Genomic DNA, 18,206 nt, shown 5'->3' with positions numbered 1-18,206 from the left:
GATCGTAGCAGGCGGGATTCCCCATGTATGTTGCGGCCGCAGCCGGGCTGCTCAGACTCCGAGGACCGCGCGGAGCGTGGCGCCACCACCGCGGACCGCCTGGGCACCGGCGACGCAGAGACCCGCGAGCGCGTAGCCGGCGATGGGAACCGAGAGCACCCACTCCCGCACCGAGCCGGCGTTCCCGATCAGGGGCACCGCGATGTTGCCGTTGGGCCGCCAGATCTGGCGGAGAAGGGGGACTCGGCCCAGGGGGCGCGGCCGGCGAACGCGCAGGGGCCAGGTCAGGGCGACTCCCCCGGTGGTGATGAGGTCGCCGGCCACGTGCACGGCGGCTCCCAGTCCCACGGCGATGGCGAACCAGCGGGGATCCTCCGGCGCGTTCAGGGCCACGAACGCGCCGGCCGCCAGTCCGACGGCCCAGGGAAAACGGCGCATAGTGTCGGGAATGAACCTGAGGGCCTTCGCGGCGAAGGCCGCCAGCAGGACGGTCGCGATGCCGGCGCCCGGGTAGACGGTGCCGAACCGGGCCGTCTCCACGGTGACCAGTCCCACCATTGCGGCCAGCACGACGGCGGCCACAAGACCGAACAGGGAGTGCGTGCCCTTGCGGTGCCCGCCCATCGACCGGCCGAGGCCGGCGCACAGCGCGTTGGACACCGGCGGGAGCGCCTGTGCGATGGTGGCGCTGCGGTGGTCCGCATCCGGGAGCAGTGCCGCCCCGGCACAAACCAGCGCCCCGGCGAGGACGCCGGCCGGCGTCGTTTCGAGCAGGCCGAAACCCAGGGCGACGGAGTCCGGCAGCGAGCCGGCGAAGCCGTCCGGCAGCACCTGCACATTGGCGGCCAGGGACGCCAACGGGATCTCGAAGCGCGTGGTCGCGGCGATCCACGCGGCCGCGCCGCACGCGGCGTGGTTTCCACCCATCATCTGAAGCGCCTCCTGGGCCTTGGGGAGGTGCCGCGGTGGGCGGAACCGCCCTCAACGGTAGGGCCGCGCGCACTCCAACGCCCGCAGCGACACCGGTAGGCTGGATCACATGAGCGACATCCGCGACGCGCGCCCCGGCGACGTCCCTGCCATCCTCGGACTCATCCGCGACTTGGCCGCCTACGAGCGCGAGCCCGACGCGGTGAGGAACACCGAGCAACAACTGCACCGGAGCCTGTTCGGTGACGACCCTCACGTCTTCGCGCACGTCGTCGAGGACACGCTGCCCGGCGAAGACCGCCCGCGTGTGGTGGGCATCGCCGTCTGGTTCCTGTCCTACTCCACGTGGGAGGGCACCCACGGCATCCACCTGGAGGACCTGTATGTCCATCCGCGGGCGCGCGGCGCGGGTCACGGCAAGGCGCTGCTGTGCAATCTGGCGCGCATCGCCGTCGAGCGCGGCTACGCCCGCCTCGAGTGGAGCGTGCTGGACTGGAACGAGCCGGCGATCGGCTTCTACGATTCCCTGGGGGCCGGCACCATGGACGGCTGGACCGTGCGCCGCCTCGATGGGAAGGCCCTGGCGGACGTGGCGCTGAGCGGTGCGGGTGCGCGGCCGTGAGCAACATGGTCCACCGGATCGCGGCCGTGCACGAGTTCCGCGGCATGCGCACCACCGAGCACTACTTCACCGTGCCGCTGGACCACGACGCGCCGGCCAAGGAGACCATCACGGTGTTCGCGCGCGAGGTGGTCTCGCTCGAGCACGCCGAGCCGGAGTCGCTTCCGTGGCTGCTCTACCTGCAGGGCGGGCCCGGCGGCCAGTCGCCCCGCATCTCCTCGCTGTCCGGCTGGATGGCGGAGGCCGCCAAGGGCTTCAGGATCCTGCTGCTGGACCAGCGCGGCACCGGGCTCAGCACCCCCGCCAACCGGCAGACGCTCCCCCTGCGGGGGGACTCTGCGGCCGAGGCGTACTACCTGACACACTTCCGCGCGGACTCGATCGTGCGCGACGCCGAAATGATCCGGGAACTCCTCGCGGGAGACCGCTGGACCACGTTCGGGCAGAGCTACGGCGGCTTCTGCACGCTCACCTACCTCTCGCTGGCGCCCGGGGGGTTGGAGCGGTGCCTGATCACCGGCGGGCTGGGCCCGGTCCGCGGCGACGCGGACCGCGTCTACCGGGCCACGTACGCGCGCATGGCGGCCAGAAACAACGAGTACTTCGCCGAGTACCCCGAGGACCGGGGCACGCTGGACCGCGTCTTCGCGCACCTGGCGGACACCGAGGAGCGCTTGCCGGACGGCCGGCGCGTGACCCGGGCACTGGTGCAGATGCTGGGCCAGTTCCTCGGCGGGAACACTCGGGTGGACCAGTTGCACCACGCCTTCGAGCAGGCCTTCGTCCCCACGCCCGGCGGCGCGCGGCTCGGCGACGCCTTCCTGGCGGTCCTTCAGGGACAGGCGGCGCGGCTGACCAACCCGCTCTACGCGCTGATGCACGAGTCCATCTACGCCCAGGGGTTCGCCACGGACTGGGCGGCAGCCCGGGTCCTCAGCGAGTTCCCCGCGTTCCATCCGGACGCGCCGGCGCCGCTCCTGACGGGCGAGATGGTGTACCCCTGGTACTTCGACGAGGACCCCGCCCTTCGGCCGTTGGAGCAGACCGCCGGGCTGCTGGCGTCCATCGACGACTGGCCGGGACTGTACGACCTGGACATGCTGGCCACGAACACCGTCCCGGTGGCCGCGGCGGTCTACAGCGACGACGTGTACGTGGACCGGGACTTGAGTCTCGAAACCGCGTCGCTGGTCCGGGGACTGCGGGTCTGGGAAACCGACGAATTCCACCATGACGGCATCGCCGACGACGGCGCCGGGATCTTCGCCCGCTTGCTCGGAATGACCGAGGGGCACTCCGGCGCAACGGGCGGCAAAACGACAACAGCCGGCAGCACGGCGGAAGGATAGGAACCATGACCCTGCACATCACGGGCGACGCCGAGGCGGACGCCCTGCTCGACGAGAATCCCCTGGCCCTCCTGCTGGGAATGCTGCTGGACCAACAGGTGACCATGGAATCGGCCTTCGCGGGACCGGCCAAGATCCGCGACCGGATCGGTGGCCTCGACGCCGCACGGATCGCCGCGTATCCGCCGGACGACCTGCTCGGGGTCTTCCGGGAATCGCCCGCGGTCCACCGCTTTCCGGGCTCGATGGCCCAGCGTGTGCAGGCGGTGTGCGCCGAGGTCGAAGCCGAGTGGGGAGGCGATGCCTCGGCCATCTGGACCCGCGATTCCCCCGACGGCGCCGAGGTCCTCCGCCGGCTCAAGGCGTTGCCCGGGTTCGGGGAGCAGAAGGCGAGGATCTTCCTCGCCCTGCTCGGGAAACAGCGTGGACTCGACGCTTCCGGATGGCGGGAGGCATCGGAGCCGTACGGCGAGGACGGCGCCCGGAAGTCCGTCGCGGACATCGTCGACGCGGAGTCGCTCGCCGAGGTGCGCGCGACGAAGAAGGCGGCTAAGGCCGCCGCAAAGAAGAAGTAGGCGCCGGGACGCGCAGGCACCAAACGCCCACGATCGCCGCCACCGCCATGGCCGCGTAGTTCAGCCCGGCGAACCCGACCCAAGCCAGCACCAGCCCGGAGAGCGCCGCCCCCACCGCGCCGGCGGCGCCCATCAGCGTATCGGCGGCTCCCTGCACCAGCACCCGCAGCTCGCCGGGAACGGTCTCCGACACAAAGGCGGATCCGGACACCGTGGCCATCGACCAGCCGAGGCCCAGCAGCACCAGGCCCACCGCCACGGCAACGCGGTTCTCCCGTCCCAGGGCGCTGGTCAGCAGCGAGGCCGCGAACACGCCCTGGGCCAGCAGCATGGTGCGCGGCCGGCCCCACCGGTCAGCCAGCAGGCCGAGCAGCGGCGACAGCGCGTACATCCCGGCGATGTGCAGTGAAATGGTGAAGCCGATGACCACCAGCACGTCCGCCGTGACGGCGTCCCCCCCGCCCGCGACGTGCCCCGCGTGGGCGGCGGCCTCGCCGGCCGCCAGATTCTTCAGGTGCACCGGCGTCATGGACATCACGGCGACCATCACCAGGTGCGCGCCGACAAGCGCGGCAATGCCAAGCCTGGCCGCCGGATAGTCGCGGAGGGCGGCGAGGCCCTCGCGTACCGACGGCCGGCCCGGCCTTGACTTCTTGACCGCGTCGACGGCCCGTGACGCGGAGCGCAGCACGTGCAGGGGATCCGGCCGCAGCCCGACGTTGAGCACCGCCAGGGCAACCAGCATCCCGGCCAGCGAAAAGAGGAAGGGGCCGCTGAGCTCCGGCAGGCCGAGCGCCGCGCCCAGCGCCGCGCCGGGCCCAATCAGGTTGGGCCCACCGACCGCGCCGATGGTGATGGCCCACACAACGAGGCCCACGTCGCGGCCGCGCGTCGCCTCGTCGGCCAGATCCGTGGCCGCGAACCGCGCCTGCAGGTTGGCGGCCGTTCCGACACCCAGGAGCGCCGCGGCGACGAGCAGCAGCGGAAAACTGCCCAGCACGGGGGCCAGCACCATTCCGATCGCTCCCAGCGCCGCCAGGGCGACGCCCGTGGACAGGGCGATCCTCCGGCCCCGCCGCATGGCGAGTCCGGCGAGGGGCATCGCCGCCAGGGCGCCCGCCACGGAGATGGCGGTGGTGGCCGCGCCGGCGAAGGCGTCGCTACCGGTGAGCTCGACGGCCAGCAGGGACCCCAGCGCAAGCCCGGCGCCATTGCCCACCCCGCTGAAGAGTTGGGCGATGGAGAGGGAAAGAACAACGCGGCGCTGGAGCGCCTTCCTCTCGGGAAGACGGCCCAGCACCGCGTCGGATGGCTCGCTCACCGCCCCAGCCTAGCAATCCGCCGCCCTGTCGGGAGGCGTTCAAGCAGGGGGGTCCGCGTGGCTAGTCCACGTCCGCCCGGGCGCGCTCGATGTCCTTGGCGAGGCGAGCGTCCATGGCCGCCTTCTTGCCGGCGGGGCTGAGCAGGCTGGCCACCGTCGCGATGACGATCGTGCCCAGGATGACGGCCAGCGACAGGGCCGTGGAGATGTCGGGGACCCACTCGATGTGCTGTCCGCCGTTGATGAACGGGAGCTCGTTCTCGTGCATCGCGTGGAAGACCAGCTTGACGCCGATGAACGCCAGAATGACGGACAGTCCGTGCTTGAGGTAGACCAGCCGGTCCATCAGGCCGCCGAGCAGGAAGTAGAGCTGGCGCAGGCCCATCAGGGCGAAGATGTTGGCCGTGAACACGATGAACGCGCTCTGGGTCAGCCCGAAGATCGCGGGGATGGAGTCGACGGCGAACAGCAGGTCCGTCATGCCGATGGTGATGAAGACGACGACCATGGGCGTGAAGACGCGGCGCCCGTCGATGGTGGTGCGCAGCTTGTTGCCGTCGAAGTCCTTGCTCATCGGGAGCCGGGACGTGAGTCGGGCGATCAGGCCGTTTTCCGCACCCTCTTCCTCGTCCTCGCCGGAGTCGGTGGCCTGCTTCCAGGCGGTCCACAGGAGGAATGCGCCAAAGATGTAGAAGACCCAGGTGAAGTGCTCGATCACTGTCGCGCCGACCATGATGAAGATGCCGCGGAGGATCAGCGCGATGATGATGCCGAACATCAGCACCTCCTGCTGGTACCGCCGCGGCACTGAGAACCTGGCCATGATGATGATGAAGACGAAGAGGTTGTCAACGCTGAGGCTGTACTCGGTCACCCAGCCGGCGAGGAACTCCTGGCCGTAGTCGGGTCCCGCCTGCCAGAACATCAGTCCCGCGAAAACCAGGGCCAGCGTCACGTAGAAGCCGACCCAGAGGCCGGCTTCCTTCATGGAGGGCTCATGCGGCCGTTTGACGACATAGAGCAGATCGAACAGGAGGACCAATCCGAGCACCACAAAGGTGATGATCTGGAATTGGAAGGATAACTGATCGGACACGAGTGGCCTTTCTGGCACGGCGCGGAGCGCCGAATGCGGATACGAGTGATTGCCGCAAGTCTCTCCGCCGCCCGGTGTCCGGGTCCGGCCACTGCGCCCGGCGGAGCCTCATCGCTCCGCGTGCTGACGTCCACAGTGTTCGGGATACTCCCCTACGCTCGGACCAGTCTATCCTAGGGCCCGATCTACGCGTGTCCGGCGTTCTTCATTTGGCGCAACTCCTTCTTCAGGTCGCCGACCTCGTCGCGCAGGCGCGCGGCCAGCTCGAACTGCAGTTCGGCGGCCGCGCCGTGCATCTGCTCGGTCAGCTGGGTGATGAGGTCCACCAGGTCCTCGGCGGGAACGGCGGCCAGCCCGTCCCTGCGCACCGCGGCCTCGGCCTTGTCCTTGGCGCTCTTGCTGCGCTTCGCGCCCTTCGCCAGCCGCTGGTTGTTCAGCAGCTCCTGGGTGTCCGCGTCCTCGCGGGCGATCTGGTCGGTGATGTCCGCGATCTTCTTCCGCAGCGGCTGTGGATCGACGCCGTGTTCCTTGTTGTAGGCCACTTGGATCTCGCGGCGGCGGTTGGTCTCGGAGATCGCGTGGGCCATGGAGTCGGTGATGCGGTCCGCGTACATGTGGACCTGCCCGGAAACGTTGCGCGCCGCGCGGCCGATGGTCTGGATGAGCGACGTCCCGGAGCGCAGGAAGCCCTCCTTGTCCGCATCCAGGATGGACACGAGCGACACCTCAGGAAGGTCGAGACCCTCGCGCAGGAGGTTGATGCCGACCAGCACGTCGAACACGCCCATCCGCAGCTCGCGCAGGAGCTCTACGCGGCGGAGCGTGTCGACGTCGGAGTGCAGGTACTCGACCTTCACTCCGTGCTCGGTGAGGTATCCGGTGAGGTCCTCCGCCATGCGCTTGGTCAGCGTGGTGACCAGGACGCGTTCGTTCTTGTCCGTCCGCTCGCGGATTTCGTCGAGCAGGTCGTCGATCTGCCCCTGGGTTGGCTTGACGACGATCTCCGGGTCGATCAGGCCGGTGGGCCGGATGATCTGCTGGACGGTGCCGCTGGCCTTGCCGAGCTCGTACTTCCCCGGGGTGGCCGAGAGGTAGACCGTCTGTCCGATCCGCTCCAGGAACTCGTCCCACTTCAGCGGGCGGTTGTCCATGGCGGAAGGCAGGCGGAACCCGTGCTCCACCAGCGTCCGCTTGCGGGACATGTCGCCCTCGTACATGGCGCCGATCTGGGGAATGGTCACGTGGGACTCGTCGACGACCAGGAGGAAGTCGTCCGGGAAGTAGTCGATGAGGCAGTGCGGCGCCGTTCCGGGACCGCGCCCGTCGATGTGGCGTGAGTAGTTCTCGATGCCGTTGCAGAAGCCCATCTGCTGCATCATTTCCAGGTCGTAGGTGGTGCGCATGCGCAGGCGCTGCGCCTCCACGAGCTTGTTCTGGGACTCGAGCTCCTGCAGGCGCACCTGCAGTTCGTCCTCGATCTCCGTGATGGCCCGGTTCATGCGCTCCGGGCCGGCGACGTAGTGGCTGGCCGGGAAGACGTACATTTCCGTCTCCTCGCGGATGATCTCGCCGGTCAGCGGGTGGAGGGTGTAGATCTTCTCGATCTCGTCCCCGAAGAACTCGATGCGCAGCGCCTGTTCCTCGTACATCGGGATGATCTCCACCGTGTCACCGCGGACCCGGAACGTGCCCCGGTGGAAGTCCATGTCGTTGCGCGCATACTGCATGGACACGAATTTGCGCAGCAGGTCGTCCCGGTTGAGTTCCATGCCGCGGCGCAGGGTCACCATGCCGGCGACGTACTCCTCGGGTGTGCCCAGGCCGTAGATGCAGGACACGGTCGCGACGACGACGACGTCCCGCCGGGTCAGCAGGGCGTTGGTGGCCGAGTGCCGCAGGCGTTCGACCTCCTCGTTGACGGAGGAGTCCTTCTCGATGAACGTGTCCGTCTGGGGTACGTACGCCTCCGGCTGGTAGTAGTCGTAGTAGGACACGAAGTACTCGACGGCGTTGTTCGGGAGCAACTCCCGGAACTCGTTGGCCAACTGGGCGGCGAGGGTCTTGTTCTGGACCATGACCAGCGTGGGCCGCTGCACCTGTTCCACGAGCCAGGCGGTGGTCGCGCTCTTGCCCGTGCCGGTCGCGCCGAGAAGGACCACGTCCTTTTCGCCCCCGTTGATGCGCTCTGCGAGCTCCCTAATGGCCTGGGGCTGGTCACCCGCGGGCTGGAAATCGCTGACGACCTCGAACGGTGCGACGACGCGGTTGATCTGTTGGGCAAGGCTCATGGCACTAGGCTACGCCCCGCCACGGACGCGTTGGGGCACTCCAGCCGAGGGCTTAATCCCGGCCCCGCGCCATCGCTACCGCCGTTTCCCGCCGCCCCGCCGCCACTCGGCCATGACGGGGCCCTTCTCCAGGCGGCCGAGGATCGAGCCGGCGAGCTGCCGGGCGAACAGCACCCCGCCGACCAGCGCCAGCCCCATGCCCAGCACCGACAACCACGCGGGCACCACGACCCGCCAGCTCCACGGGGGCGGCGACGTGACGAACTCGGTCCGTCCCCCGGCCGCCAGCCAGACCACCAGCGCCACCACCAGGCACGCCGCCATGGCCGAGAAGCTCCAGCGGACCCAGCGCATCCCCGGCCCGAACTCGAACAGCGGCATGGGCTCCGGGGCGCGCCCGCTCACGCGCCGCCGTCCCCGGTGCCAGCGGCCATGGACTCCGCCATCGGAGCGATCCGCTCGTCCCAGAGCCGGTCGACGGCGGCCTGCAGTTCCCCGGGCGTTCCAGCGTTGTCCAACACCACGTCCGACGCCGTGGCCCGCACGGCGTCGGACGCCTGCGACGCGATCCTCGCCTCGGCCTCGCCCGCGGTCATCCCGCGGTCCTCGACCATGCGCCGGACCCGCTCGCCACGCGGCGCTTGGACGGTCACGACGAGGTCGAAGTTGCCCGCCTGGCCGCTTTCCACGAGCAGCGGAATATCCTGGACGACCACCGACCCCGGCGCCGCCTCCATCCGGAGCCGGGCGGCCGCCTGGCGCACCAGCGGGTGGACGATCGCGTTCAGCCTCTCCCGTGCCGCCGCGTCCGCGAACACAACGGCGGCCAGGGCGGCACGGTCCAGCGAGCCGTCGGAGGCCATCACGCCGGTCCCGAACGCCGCGGCGACGGCGCGCAGGCCCTCCGTGCCGGGCTCCAGCGCCTCCCTGGCGAGCACGTCCGCGTCGATGAGTACCGCCCCGCGTTCGCGCAGGCGCCGTGCGACCGCCGACTTGCCAGCGGCGATGCCTCCGGTGAGGCCGATGTTTAGCATGGTCACAGCGTAGTGGCTCGGCGACCCGGAAGTTCGGACCCGCTTCGGGCCCCGGCGGCGCACGCCCGCTCCAATCGATCCCGAGGGAAGGACCCCCATGACCACCACCCCAACCGACGAGCATGGCGCCATCGTTGAACTGGCGGCGTCGCACGGTCTCGTCGTCGATCCCCGGTCCCTGCGCCTCAACGAGGCGGGGCTGGACTACCGTGTGGCATTCGCCCGCGACGCCGACGGCACCGAGTGGGTCCTGCGGATGCCGCGGCGCCCGGACGTTTCGGCGAAGGTCGCCGAGGAGGCGGGAATCCTGCGGCACGTGGGGCCGCTGCTCTCCGTCGCCGTCCCCGACTGGAAGATCCGCGAACCCGACCTCGTTGCGTATCCCGCGCTTCCGGGAACCCCTGGGCTGACCCTCGCCGACGGCAACGAGCCCGTCTGGCACTTCGACCGCGAATCGCCCAGCTATGCGCGCTCGTTCGGCCTACTCGTCGCGGAGCTCCACGGGATCGAGGCGCAGGCCGCCCGGGCTGCGGGCGTCCCCGGCAAGTCGCCCGACGAGGTCCGGCAGGAATGGGCGTCAGCCCTCGAGACCGTTCGGAACGAGTTCACCCTTGCCCCGGACCTCAGCGAACGCTTCGTGGCCTGGTTGCACGACGACGGCCTGTGGCCCGACGAGACGGTGTTGACCCACGGTGAGCTGTATCCGGCCCACCTGCTGCTGGACGCCGGGGGAAGCATCCTTTCGGTGCTCGACTGGACGACCGCCTGCGTCGGCGATCCCGCCCTCGACTTCGCCTTCCACCACATGATGTCGACCCCACCCACGTTCCGGGCCGCGGTCGACGCCTACGTCGAGGCATGTGGCAGGGAACTGCCCCGGCTGGAGGAGCGCTGCTCGGCCATCTTCGCCGCGGCCCCGCTCAACTACGCACGCTACGCCCTCACAACCGGCACGGTCGAACATGCCGCAACGGCGGCCGCGATGCTCAATCCGGGCGGTTAGCCATCCTGGGCGCCGGCGGCCAGGCGAGCGCCCGGGGCACCGGCGCTGGGGACCGGGCCCCGGCGCCGGCGGCTAAGCTGGATCGGTGGACGAACCAGACAGCCTCGCGACGCGCTATACCACCCTCGCCGGCGACCACGTCCACGAACTCGAGATCCGCCGTTCCCGTTTTATCGCATACCTCCGCCGCGCGGAGACCGAGGCGGCGGCGCGCGCACTCGTCGCGGAACTGCGCAAGGCGCACTTCGACGCCCGCCACCACTGCAGCGCCTTCGTCCTCGGAGCAGACCGCGCGATCCAGCGGAGCAGCGACGACGGCGAGCCCTCCGGAACGGCGGGCGCCCCTATGCTGGAGGCGCTCACGCGCAGGGAAACCGCACCACGGCGCGCGGACCTCAGCGACGTCGCCGTTGTTGTGGTCCGCTACTTCGGCGGGGTTCTCCTCGGAGCCGGCGGCCTGGTTCGCGCCTATTCCGAATCGGTGTCCGCGGCGTTGGACGGCGCCGCCCTGATCCGACGGCAGCGCATGAGGCTCTTCGGGATCGCCGCGGAGCATTCGGTGGCGGGACGCCTGGAAAACGAGCTGCGAGCCGCCGGAACGGATCTCCTGGGGACCGACTACGGCGCCGCCGCGGCCACCCTCCGGGTCGCCCTGCCCGACGACCCTGAAGCGGTGGCCGCCTTCTCGGCGCGCCTGGCGACGCTCACGGCCGGCGCGGCGTCGGCCGTCCCCGCCGGCACACGGTGGGTGGACCTCCCGTGAGCCTGGGCGAGGAGTCCGTGCCGGGCGTCGGCTTCGACTTCGGAGCGCTGCGCCGTTGGCCGGACGTCGAGGCGGAGAACCTCCACGCGTACGACGCCGGCGACCGTCTCCTCCTCGAGGCGGCCGCCGCCGCCGGCGTGCCGGCTTTTGAGGAGGGCCGCGTCGCCATCGTCAACGACCACTACGGCGCCCTGACGCTCGGCGCGTTGTCCCTGGGTGTCCGCGGCCCGCGCGTCCACCAGGACGCGCTGTCCGGGGAGCGCGCCATCGACGCCAACGCGGCGCGCCTTGCCGGTCCGGCGGAACAGCGGCCGACGATCACCCCGGGTTTCCGCCACGTTCCGTTGGGGCCAGAGCTCTTCGAGGGGGCAACGACGGTCCTGGTGCAACTGCCGCGTTCCCTGGACGCGCTGGAGGAGATCTCCTCGCTGGCCGCCCGCCACGCCGCCGCCGACGCGACCCTCTTGGCCGTGGGCCGCGTCAAGCACATGTCCCTGGCCATGAACGCCGTCCTGGAGAGGTACTTCACCACGGTCGACGCCGGCCTGGCGCGGCAGAAGTCCAGGGTCCTGACGGCCTCCCGCCCACGGCCCGCAGCCGATCTCCCGGCGCACCGGTTTCCCTTGGCGGCCTCCCACGATGTGGGCCTCGGCACGCCCTTGCGGCTGCGCGCGTTCGGCGCGACGTTCGGAGGGGCGAAGCTGGACCCCGGCACGCGGTTCCTGCTACCCCTGCTGGACGGGATGGCTCCGGTGGGTTCCGCCGTCGATTTGGGCTGCGGCAACGGAACCATCGCCGCGTATATGGCGCTGGCGCGTCCCACGCTGCGCGTCCTCGCGCGCGACCAGTCCTCCTCCGCGATCGCCTCCACACGGGCCACCGCGGAAGCGAACCACGTGGGCGATCGGGTCGAGGCCGCGCGCGACGACGCACTCTCCGCCCTCCCGGCCGGATCGTGCGAGGCCGTGGTGCTCAATCCGCCGTTCCACATGGGCAACACGGTCCATGCCGGCATCGCCCTCAAGCTCATTGCGGACGCGGGGCGCGCCCTCGCGCCCGGAGGCGAACTGTGGTGCGTCTGGAACTCGCATCTGGTCTACCGCCCACACCTCCAGAGGCTCGTCGGCCCCACGCGGCAGGTTGCGCGCAACCCCAAGTTCACGGTGACGGTCTCGACCCGCCGCTGAACGCGGCACCGGCCTCAACGCCCGTCGTCGGCCGGTGGGTACACCTTTGCGTCGACGGCGGGCCAGTCCAACCGGACCCGCGGTCCGGGGACCCCCGCCTTGGCCAGGTGGGCGTGGGCGACGACAATCCCGTCCTCGCGGCCCGTGGCGGGTTGTTAAATGGGCCGGGGCCCGCACACGCATGGTGTGCGGGCCCCGGCGAGGCAAGCCTCGGGATGCTGCCGGTATTAGGCGCCGGTGAGCTTCTCGCGCAGTGCGGCGAGAGCCTCGTCGGAAGCCAGCGTGCCGGCCTCGGGGGCCGGAGCCTCCGAGGAGTAGCTGGTCGAAGCGGACTCGCCGGCACCTTCGGTGGCCGCGACGTCCTCGGCTGCGTGCTGCGCAACCTGCTTCTTGTGTGCTTCCCAGCGGGCCTGGGCGTCAGCGTACTGCTGCTCCCAGACGGCACGCTGGGACTCGAAGCCCTCAAGCCACTCGTTGGTCTCCGGATCGAAGCCCTCGGGGTACTTGTAGTTGCCCTCTTCGTCGTACTCGGCGGCCATGCCGTAGAGAGCCGGATCGAATTCGGTGCCCTCGGGGTCGACTCCGTCGTTGGCCTGCTTCAGCGAGAGGCTGATGCGGCGACGCTCGAGGTCGATGTCGATGACCTTGACGAACAGCTCGTCGCCAACGGAGACGACCTGTTCGGCCAGCTCGACGTGGCGCACGGCCAGCTCCGAGATGTGCACGAGGCCTTCGATGCCGTCTTCGACGCGAACGAATGCGCCGAACGGAACGAGCTTGGTGACCTTACCCGGGACAACCTGGCCCAGCGCGTGCGTCCGGGCGAAGGTCTGCCACGGATCTTCCTGCGTGGCCTTGAGGGACAGCGAAACGCGCTCGCGGTCCAGGTCCACCTCGAGAACCTCGACGGTGACTTCCTGGCCAACCTCGACAACCTCGTTCGGGTGGTCGATGTGCTTCCAGGACAGCTCGGAAACGTGCACCAGTCCGTCGACGCCGCCCAGGTCCACGAAGGCACCGAAGTTGACGATGGAGGAAACGACGCCGGGACGAACCTGGCCCTTTTCCAGCTTGTTGAGGAACGTGGAGCGAACCTCGGACTGGGTCTGCTCGAGCCATGCGCGGCGGGAAAGGACCACGTTGTTGCGGTTCTTGTCCAGCTCGATGATCTTGGCTTCGATCTGCTGGCCGATGTACGGAGCCAGGTCGCGCACGCGGCGCATCTCGACGAGGGACGCCGGCAGGAAGCCGCGCAGGCCGATGTCGAGGATGAGGCCGCCCTTGACCACCTCGATGACGGTGCCGGTGACGACGCCGTCCTCTTCCTTGATCTTTTCGATGTCGCCCCAGGCACGCTCGTACTGCGCGCGCTTCTTGGAGAGGATCAGACGGCCTTCCTTGTCCTCCTTGGTGAGGACGAGAGCCTCGACGTTGTCGCCGACGGCGACGACGTCGCCCGGGTCAACGTCGTGCTTGATGGAAAGCTCGCGGGAAGGAATGACACCCTCGGTCTTGTAACCGATGTCGAGCAGAACTTCGTCGCGGTCGACCTTGACGACGACGCCCTCGACGAGGTCCCCATCGTTGAAGTACTTGATGGTTGCGTCGACGGCTGCGAGGAAGTCTTCAGCGGTACCGATGTCGTTGATGGCGACCTGCGGGGTACCAGTCTTCTCGTTGGAGGTGATGGTCATGTAGTAGGGGCTCCGATGTGGATAGTCTTTGGTGGGTCGGGCAGCCGGAAGTCCCGGCATATTCCGAAATATGGATCTGGCGCACGATTCCGCGCACGGAAGCGCGCAGGACATGCCCGCCAAGTCTAGCCGCTCCCCGCGACGGCGGTCAAAGAACGACCGGCGTGGCGCGGCGTGTCCCACCGGGCGGGCGCCGACGCGGCGATTCCGCGCCGACCCGCGGATCCGGGCGCGGGCGGGCGGCTCCTAGAAGTGCGTGATGCAGTAGGGCGGACCCCCGGCGCCGAACATTGCGTCCAGCCGCGCGACCGCGTCGGCCGGCGTGCCGGGAAGGCGGCCGGCCGCCGAAAGCGTCTCCGCGGAGACGCCGCCGAGGTACAGGGAGCCGAGCACGTCCACGGGCAGGACGGCGTCGACGTCCGCGTCCTCCGCGAGCCGCTCCACCGACGCCCTGCCGCCCTCGGCCACGATCCGGAACCTGCCGGAGGCGATGCCGAGGGGATCGGCCACGCCCACGGACAACGAACCGTCCGTGGCCCAGGCCCGCTCCCGGAGTGCCGCCTCCGTGTCGAGCACCCTCAGCCAGAGCACGTCCTCCGAGCCCTTCACGGCGTAGCCGCGGCTGTCCGTCATCGCCCAAGGCAACGGGTCGTTCTCTGCGGCGGCGTCGAAGGTGATGGTCTCCACCAGGTCGACGGACCCCAGGTAGCGCCACAATTCCCGGTACGCCTCCCCCGTGGCCGCGACCAGGTCCACGATCTTCAGGGCGCGGGGCTTTTTGTCCCATCCGGAGAACTTGTAGCTGACGTAGCCGTCCGCACTGTTCCCGTCCGAGTAGTGGACGGCCGCGCGCAGGCCCTTGTCCACTTCCGGCTTCTCGCCGCCCCAGCGGCCGGAGGCCCGCATGGCGTAGCCGTACTGCCTGCCGATGGATCCCCGGGTTTGCGCGTGGAAGCGCGCGAAGACCTTGGGCGCCAGGTCCACCAGCGTGCCGGGTTCGGCGACCTCCACGGTTCCCGTCGCCGGAGCGCGCAGAGCGAAGCGCTCGCGGACGTCGACCTCCACTTCGCGCGTGAAGGTGGCCGTGCCGAATCCGAAGCGCCCGTAGATGGTGGCCTCGGACGCGGTGAGGGCGGCCATGGCCAAGCCCTTCCCGGCGGCCTGGCGGAGGTCCTCGGTCATCATTTGGCGCAGGATTCCCCGCCGGCGGTGGGTCGCGCGGACGGTCACCGCCGTGATCTGGTGGGTCGGCAGCATTCGGCCGCCGCCGACGTTCAGGTCGTTGACCAGCGTGGCGTAGGTGGCGACGGGAACCTCCGCGTTCCAGACGCCGGGGCGCTCCCCGTCGTCGTAGGCGCCCCAGAGGGTCCGGCCGTCCTCGATGTAGGCGCGGGCGAAGACCGCCGCGTGGGCGGGCTCGAAGGTCGAGTCCAGAAATCCGAAGTTGACGGCCTCGAACCAGGCGCCCGTGCGGGCATCCGGCCTGTCGCCCTCCACGCCGGCGGGGAACTGCTCGATCCTGATGCCCGCGCTCGTGCGGGGTTCCATGGTGTTCACGATTCCCGAGCCTAACCCCACCGTGCGCATCGTTACTAGTGGGAGCTGGTCTGGAGCGGGCGCCGAGCGCTAATGGCCCGCCTGGTGCCAGTTGCCTCCCACGCCGACGGAGACGTCGAGCGGGACGGACAGCTCCGCCGCGGCGCCCATGCGCTCGCGCACCATGGCGCCCACGGCCTCGAGCTCTCCGGGCGCGACCTCCAGGACAAGTTCATCGTGGACCTGCAGCAGCATGCGCGACTCCATGTTCCCTTCGCGCAGGCCCGCGGCCACGCCGAGCATGGCGCGCTTGATGATGTCCGCGGCGGAACCCTGGATCGGGGCGTTGAGGGCGGCGCGCTCGGCCATGTCCCGCAACTGCCGGTTGTCGCTGGAGAGGTCCGGCAGGTAGCGGCGCCGGCCTTCGATCGTGGACGTGAAGCCGTCGATCCTGGCCTGGTCCACGACCGAGCGCAGGTAGTCGCGCACCGCTCCGAAACGGGTGAAGTAGTTCTTCATCAAAGTGCGGGCCTCGTCGACCGGGATGTTCAGCTGCTTGGACAGGCCGAAGGAGCTGAGCCCGTAGGCCAGCCCGTAGGACATCGCCTTGACCTTGGACCTCATCTCGCCGCTGACGTCGGCGGGTTCCACGCCGAAGACCTGGGCCCCGACGAAGCGGTGCAGGTCTTCCCCCTCGCGGAAGGCTTGGATCAGCGCCTCGTCGCCGGAGAGGTGCGCCATGATGCGCATCTCGATCTGCGAATAGTCCGCCGTCAGCAGCGTCTCAAAGCCCTCGCCGACGACGAACACCTCGCGGATGCGCCGGCCCTCCTCGCTGCGCACGGGGATGTTCTGCAGGTTGGGGTTCAGCGACGAGAGCCGACCGGTCGCCGCCACAGTCTGGGCATACGTGGTGTGGATGCGGCCGTCCTCCGCCACGGCCTTCCGGAGTCCCTCGACCGTTTGGCGAAGTTTCGAGGCGTCGCGGTAGGCCATCAGCGAGGCAAGGAAGGGGTGCTGCGTCTTGGCCAGCAGGTCCCCGAGCGAGTCCGCGTCCGTGGTGTAGCCGGTCTTGATCTTCTTGGTCTTGGGCAGGTCCAGTTCCTCGAAGAGCACCACTTGGAGCTGCTTGGGGGACCCGAGGTTCACCTCGTGCCCGATCGCGCGGTAGGCCTCCGCCGTCGCGGTGTCGATGGTAATGGTGAAGTCGGCCAGGAGGTTGTCCAGTTTCCCGGTGTCGATCGCGATGCCGGTGCGCTCCATGTGGGCCAGCACCTTGGACAACGGCAGCTCCATGTCGCCGAGCAGGGTGGCCGCTCCGCGTTCCAGCACCTGGCCCGCGAGATAGGAACTGAGCAGGCGGATGACGTGGGCGGCCCGGGCGGCCGGGGAGGCCGCGCCCGACTCGCCCAGCTCGAGTTCGAGCTGTCCGGTGTCGGCCGGTTTGGCGGTGTCCAGGGCGATGCGCAGGTGGTATTGGGCGATGTCTCCCAGTTCGTGGCTGCGCCTGTCCGGCTGGATCAGGTAGGCCGAGATCATGGTGTCGTCCACAACGCCGTGCAGGTCGATCCCCCGCTCGAGCAGGAGCTTGTAGCCGGCCTTGAAGTCGTGGAGCGCCTTCTTGTAGTCCTCTGACGCCAACACCTTGGAGAGGGCCGCCTCGGTGTCCGCGTCGGCCCTCTCGAGATCGGCGTACGCCGTGGCGTCGTCGGACGCGAACCCGATGCCCACCGCGTCCGTCCCTCCCTGCGCCGTGGCGACCGTTGCGAGGTGGACGCCCAAGGTATGGGCTCCGTGGTTGGCGAACCAGGAGCGGACGGCGTCGGGGGTGTCCAGCAACGTCGGCTCGGGAACCTCGGCCTCGTCCTCGTGTTCGGTCTCGTCCTCGCCGAAGAGGTCGAAGAGGCGCTTGCGCAGCGTGTTGAACTGCAGGGCGTCGAAGAGCTCCTCGATCGCCTCGCGGTTGGGGCGGTCCAGCTCCAGCGCCTCGAGGGTCACTGGGAGGTCCAGCTCGCGCAACAGGTGGTTGAGCTTCCGGTTCCGCTTCACGCTCTCCAGGTGCTCGCGCAGCGATTCCCCCGCCTTGCCCTTGATGTCCCCGATGTTATCGATGATGCCCTCGAGCCCGCCGTATTGGTTGATCCACTTGGCCGCGGTCTTGGGCCCGACGCCGGGAACGCCCGGCAGGTTGTCCGCAGTCTCCCCCACCAGCGCGGCGAGGTCGGAGTAGCGGTCCGGGCGGACGAAGTACTTGGCCTCCACGGCGTCGGAGTCCATGGGCGGGATGTCCGAGACGCCTTTCTTCGGGTACAGCACCGTGGTCTTGTCCGTGATCAGCTGGAACGCGTCGCGGTCGCCCGACACCACGACGACCTCCCAGCCCGCCGTCTCCCCCCGGTTGGCGAGGGTGGCGATGATGTCGTCGGCCTCGTAGCCGTCCGACGTGATCGTCGGGATGTTCATGGCCTCCATGACCTTCTGGATGAGGTCGATCTGGCCGTGGAACTCGTCGGGCGTCTTGTTGCGGCCCGCCTTGTACTCCGTGTATTCCTCCGAGCGGAAGGTCGGTGTGTCGAGGTCGAAGGCCACTCCAACGTGGGTGGGTGCCTGGTCTTGGATCATCCGGATGAGCATCGACACGAAGCCGTAGACCGCGTTGGTGTGCTGGCCCGTGTCGGTCGCGAAGTTCTCCGCGGGGAGGGCGTAGAAGGCCCGGAACGCCATGGAATGGCCGTCGATGACGAGGAGTCGCTGGGTGCCGGTCGCTTCGGTTTTGGATGATTGGCTCACAGGTGCCAGCCTAGTTGG

General features: G+C 69.4%; 15 protein-coding genes. 6 read left to right on the top strand and 9 right to left on the bottom strand.

The window, feature by feature from the left end; translation table 11 throughout:
* Positions 1–51: 51 nt before the first annotated feature.
* The gene (locus tag AC3ZJJ_RS05040; RefSeq protein ID WP_489894157.1) at positions 52–930 is read right to left on the bottom strand and encodes a metal-dependent hydrolase; all 879 of its coding nucleotides are present in this window, start codon (positions 928–930) and stop codon (positions 52–54) included.
* Positions 931–1,039: 109 nt separating this feature from the next.
* Between AC3ZJJ_RS05040 and AC3ZJJ_RS05035 the strand changes: the two genes are divergently transcribed.
* From AC3ZJJ_RS05035 to AC3ZJJ_RS05025, 3 genes are read left to right on the top strand one after another with little or no spacing between them, the layout of a single operon-like run.
* Positions 1,040–1,552, top strand: coding sequence for a GNAT family N-acetyltransferase (locus AC3ZJJ_RS05035; RefSeq protein WP_489894156.1), 513 nt, complete (start codon positions 1,040–1,042; stop codon positions 1,550–1,552).
* Positions 1,553–1,557: 5 nt separating this feature from the next.
* Positions 1,558–2,901, top strand: a complete 1,344-nt coding sequence (locus AC3ZJJ_RS05030) for an alpha/beta fold hydrolase (protein ID WP_489895699.1) — start codon at positions 1,558–1,560, stop codon at positions 2,899–2,901.
* A 5-nt stretch (positions 2,902–2,906) separates the two neighbouring features.
* Entirely contained in the window at positions 2,907–3,476 is a 570-nt protein-coding gene (locus tag AC3ZJJ_RS05025; RefSeq protein ID WP_489894155.1) for an HhH-GPD-type base excision DNA repair protein, read from the top strand.
* On the opposite strand, the gene AC3ZJJ_RS05020 is transcribed toward AC3ZJJ_RS05025, so the two are convergent.
* From AC3ZJJ_RS05020 to coaE, 5 genes are all read right to left on the bottom strand, one after another.
* Positions 3,451–4,797 carry an MFS transporter gene (locus tag AC3ZJJ_RS05020; RefSeq protein ID WP_489894154.1) on the bottom strand — a complete coding sequence of 449 codons (1,347 nt, stop codon included), beginning with the start codon at positions 4,795–4,797 and terminating at the stop codon, positions 3,451–3,453. The two genes, AC3ZJJ_RS05025 and AC3ZJJ_RS05020, sit on opposite strands and share 26 nt — an antisense overlap.
* Positions 4,798–4,858: 61 nt before the next feature.
* Entirely contained in the window at positions 4,859–5,893 is a 1,035-nt protein-coding gene (locus AC3ZJJ_RS05015; protein ID WP_489894153.1) for a TerC family protein, read from the bottom strand.
* A 185-nt stretch (positions 5,894–6,078) separates the two neighbouring features.
* The gene (gene uvrB, locus AC3ZJJ_RS05010) at positions 6,079–8,181 is read right to left on the bottom strand and encodes an excinuclease ABC subunit UvrB (protein WP_489894152.1); all 2,103 of its coding nucleotides are present in this window, start codon (positions 8,179–8,181) and stop codon (positions 6,079–6,081) included.
* 75 nt (positions 8,182–8,256) lie between these two features.
* Complete coding sequence (locus tag AC3ZJJ_RS05005; protein ID WP_489894151.1) at positions 8,257–8,586, bottom strand: hypothetical protein; 330 nt, start codon at positions 8,584–8,586, stop codon at positions 8,257–8,259.
* Positions 8,583–9,215, bottom strand: coding sequence for a dephospho-CoA kinase (coaE, locus tag AC3ZJJ_RS05000; protein WP_489894150.1), 633 nt, complete (start codon positions 9,213–9,215; stop codon positions 8,583–8,585). The genes AC3ZJJ_RS05005 and coaE overlap by 4 nt, the downstream gene beginning before the upstream one ends.
* Before the next feature lie 97 nt (positions 9,216–9,312).
* Here coaE and AC3ZJJ_RS04995 point away from each other — a divergent pair, with 97 nt between their 5' ends.
* The 3 genes from AC3ZJJ_RS04995 (at position 9,313) to AC3ZJJ_RS04985 (ending at position 12,168) form a co-directional block, all read left to right on the top strand.
* Positions 9,313–10,218, top strand: coding sequence for a macrolide 2'-phosphotransferase (locus AC3ZJJ_RS04995; RefSeq protein WP_489894149.1), 906 nt, complete (start codon positions 9,313–9,315; stop codon positions 10,216–10,218).
* A gap of 85 nt (positions 10,219–10,303) precedes the next feature.
* The gene (locus AC3ZJJ_RS04990) at positions 10,304–10,981 is read left to right on the top strand and encodes a YigZ family protein (RefSeq protein ID WP_489894148.1); all 678 of its coding nucleotides are present in this window, start codon (positions 10,304–10,306) and stop codon (positions 10,979–10,981) included.
* Positions 10,978–12,168: a class I SAM-dependent methyltransferase gene (locus AC3ZJJ_RS04985; protein ID WP_489894147.1), complete on the top strand. Its 1,191-nt coding sequence runs from the start codon at positions 10,978–10,980 to the stop codon at positions 12,166–12,168. The genes AC3ZJJ_RS04990 and AC3ZJJ_RS04985 overlap by 4 nt, the downstream gene beginning before the upstream one ends.
* A gap of 227 nt (positions 12,169–12,395) precedes the next feature.
* On the opposite strand, the gene rpsA is transcribed toward AC3ZJJ_RS04985, so the two are convergent.
* From rpsA to polA, 3 genes are all read right to left on the bottom strand, one after another.
* The gene (rpsA, locus tag AC3ZJJ_RS04980; protein ID WP_489894146.1) at positions 12,396–13,862 is read right to left on the bottom strand and encodes a 30S ribosomal protein S1; all 1,467 of its coding nucleotides are present in this window, start codon (positions 13,860–13,862) and stop codon (positions 12,396–12,398) included.
* Positions 13,863–14,108: 246 nt separating this feature from the next.
* Positions 14,109–15,410, bottom strand: a complete 1,302-nt coding sequence (locus AC3ZJJ_RS04975) for a GNAT family N-acetyltransferase (RefSeq protein WP_489895697.1) — start codon at positions 15,408–15,410, stop codon at positions 14,109–14,111.
* A 78-nt stretch (positions 15,411–15,488) separates the two neighbouring features.
* Entirely contained in the window at positions 15,489–18,122 is a 2,634-nt protein-coding gene (gene polA / locus AC3ZJJ_RS04970) for a DNA polymerase I (protein ID WP_489895695.1), read from the bottom strand.
* Positions 18,123–18,206: the final 84 nt, after the last annotated feature.

The organism is Arthrobacter sp. AOP29-A2-19 (genome assembly GCF_058138025.1).
This window is presented reverse-complemented; position numbering and strand designations above follow the sequence as displayed.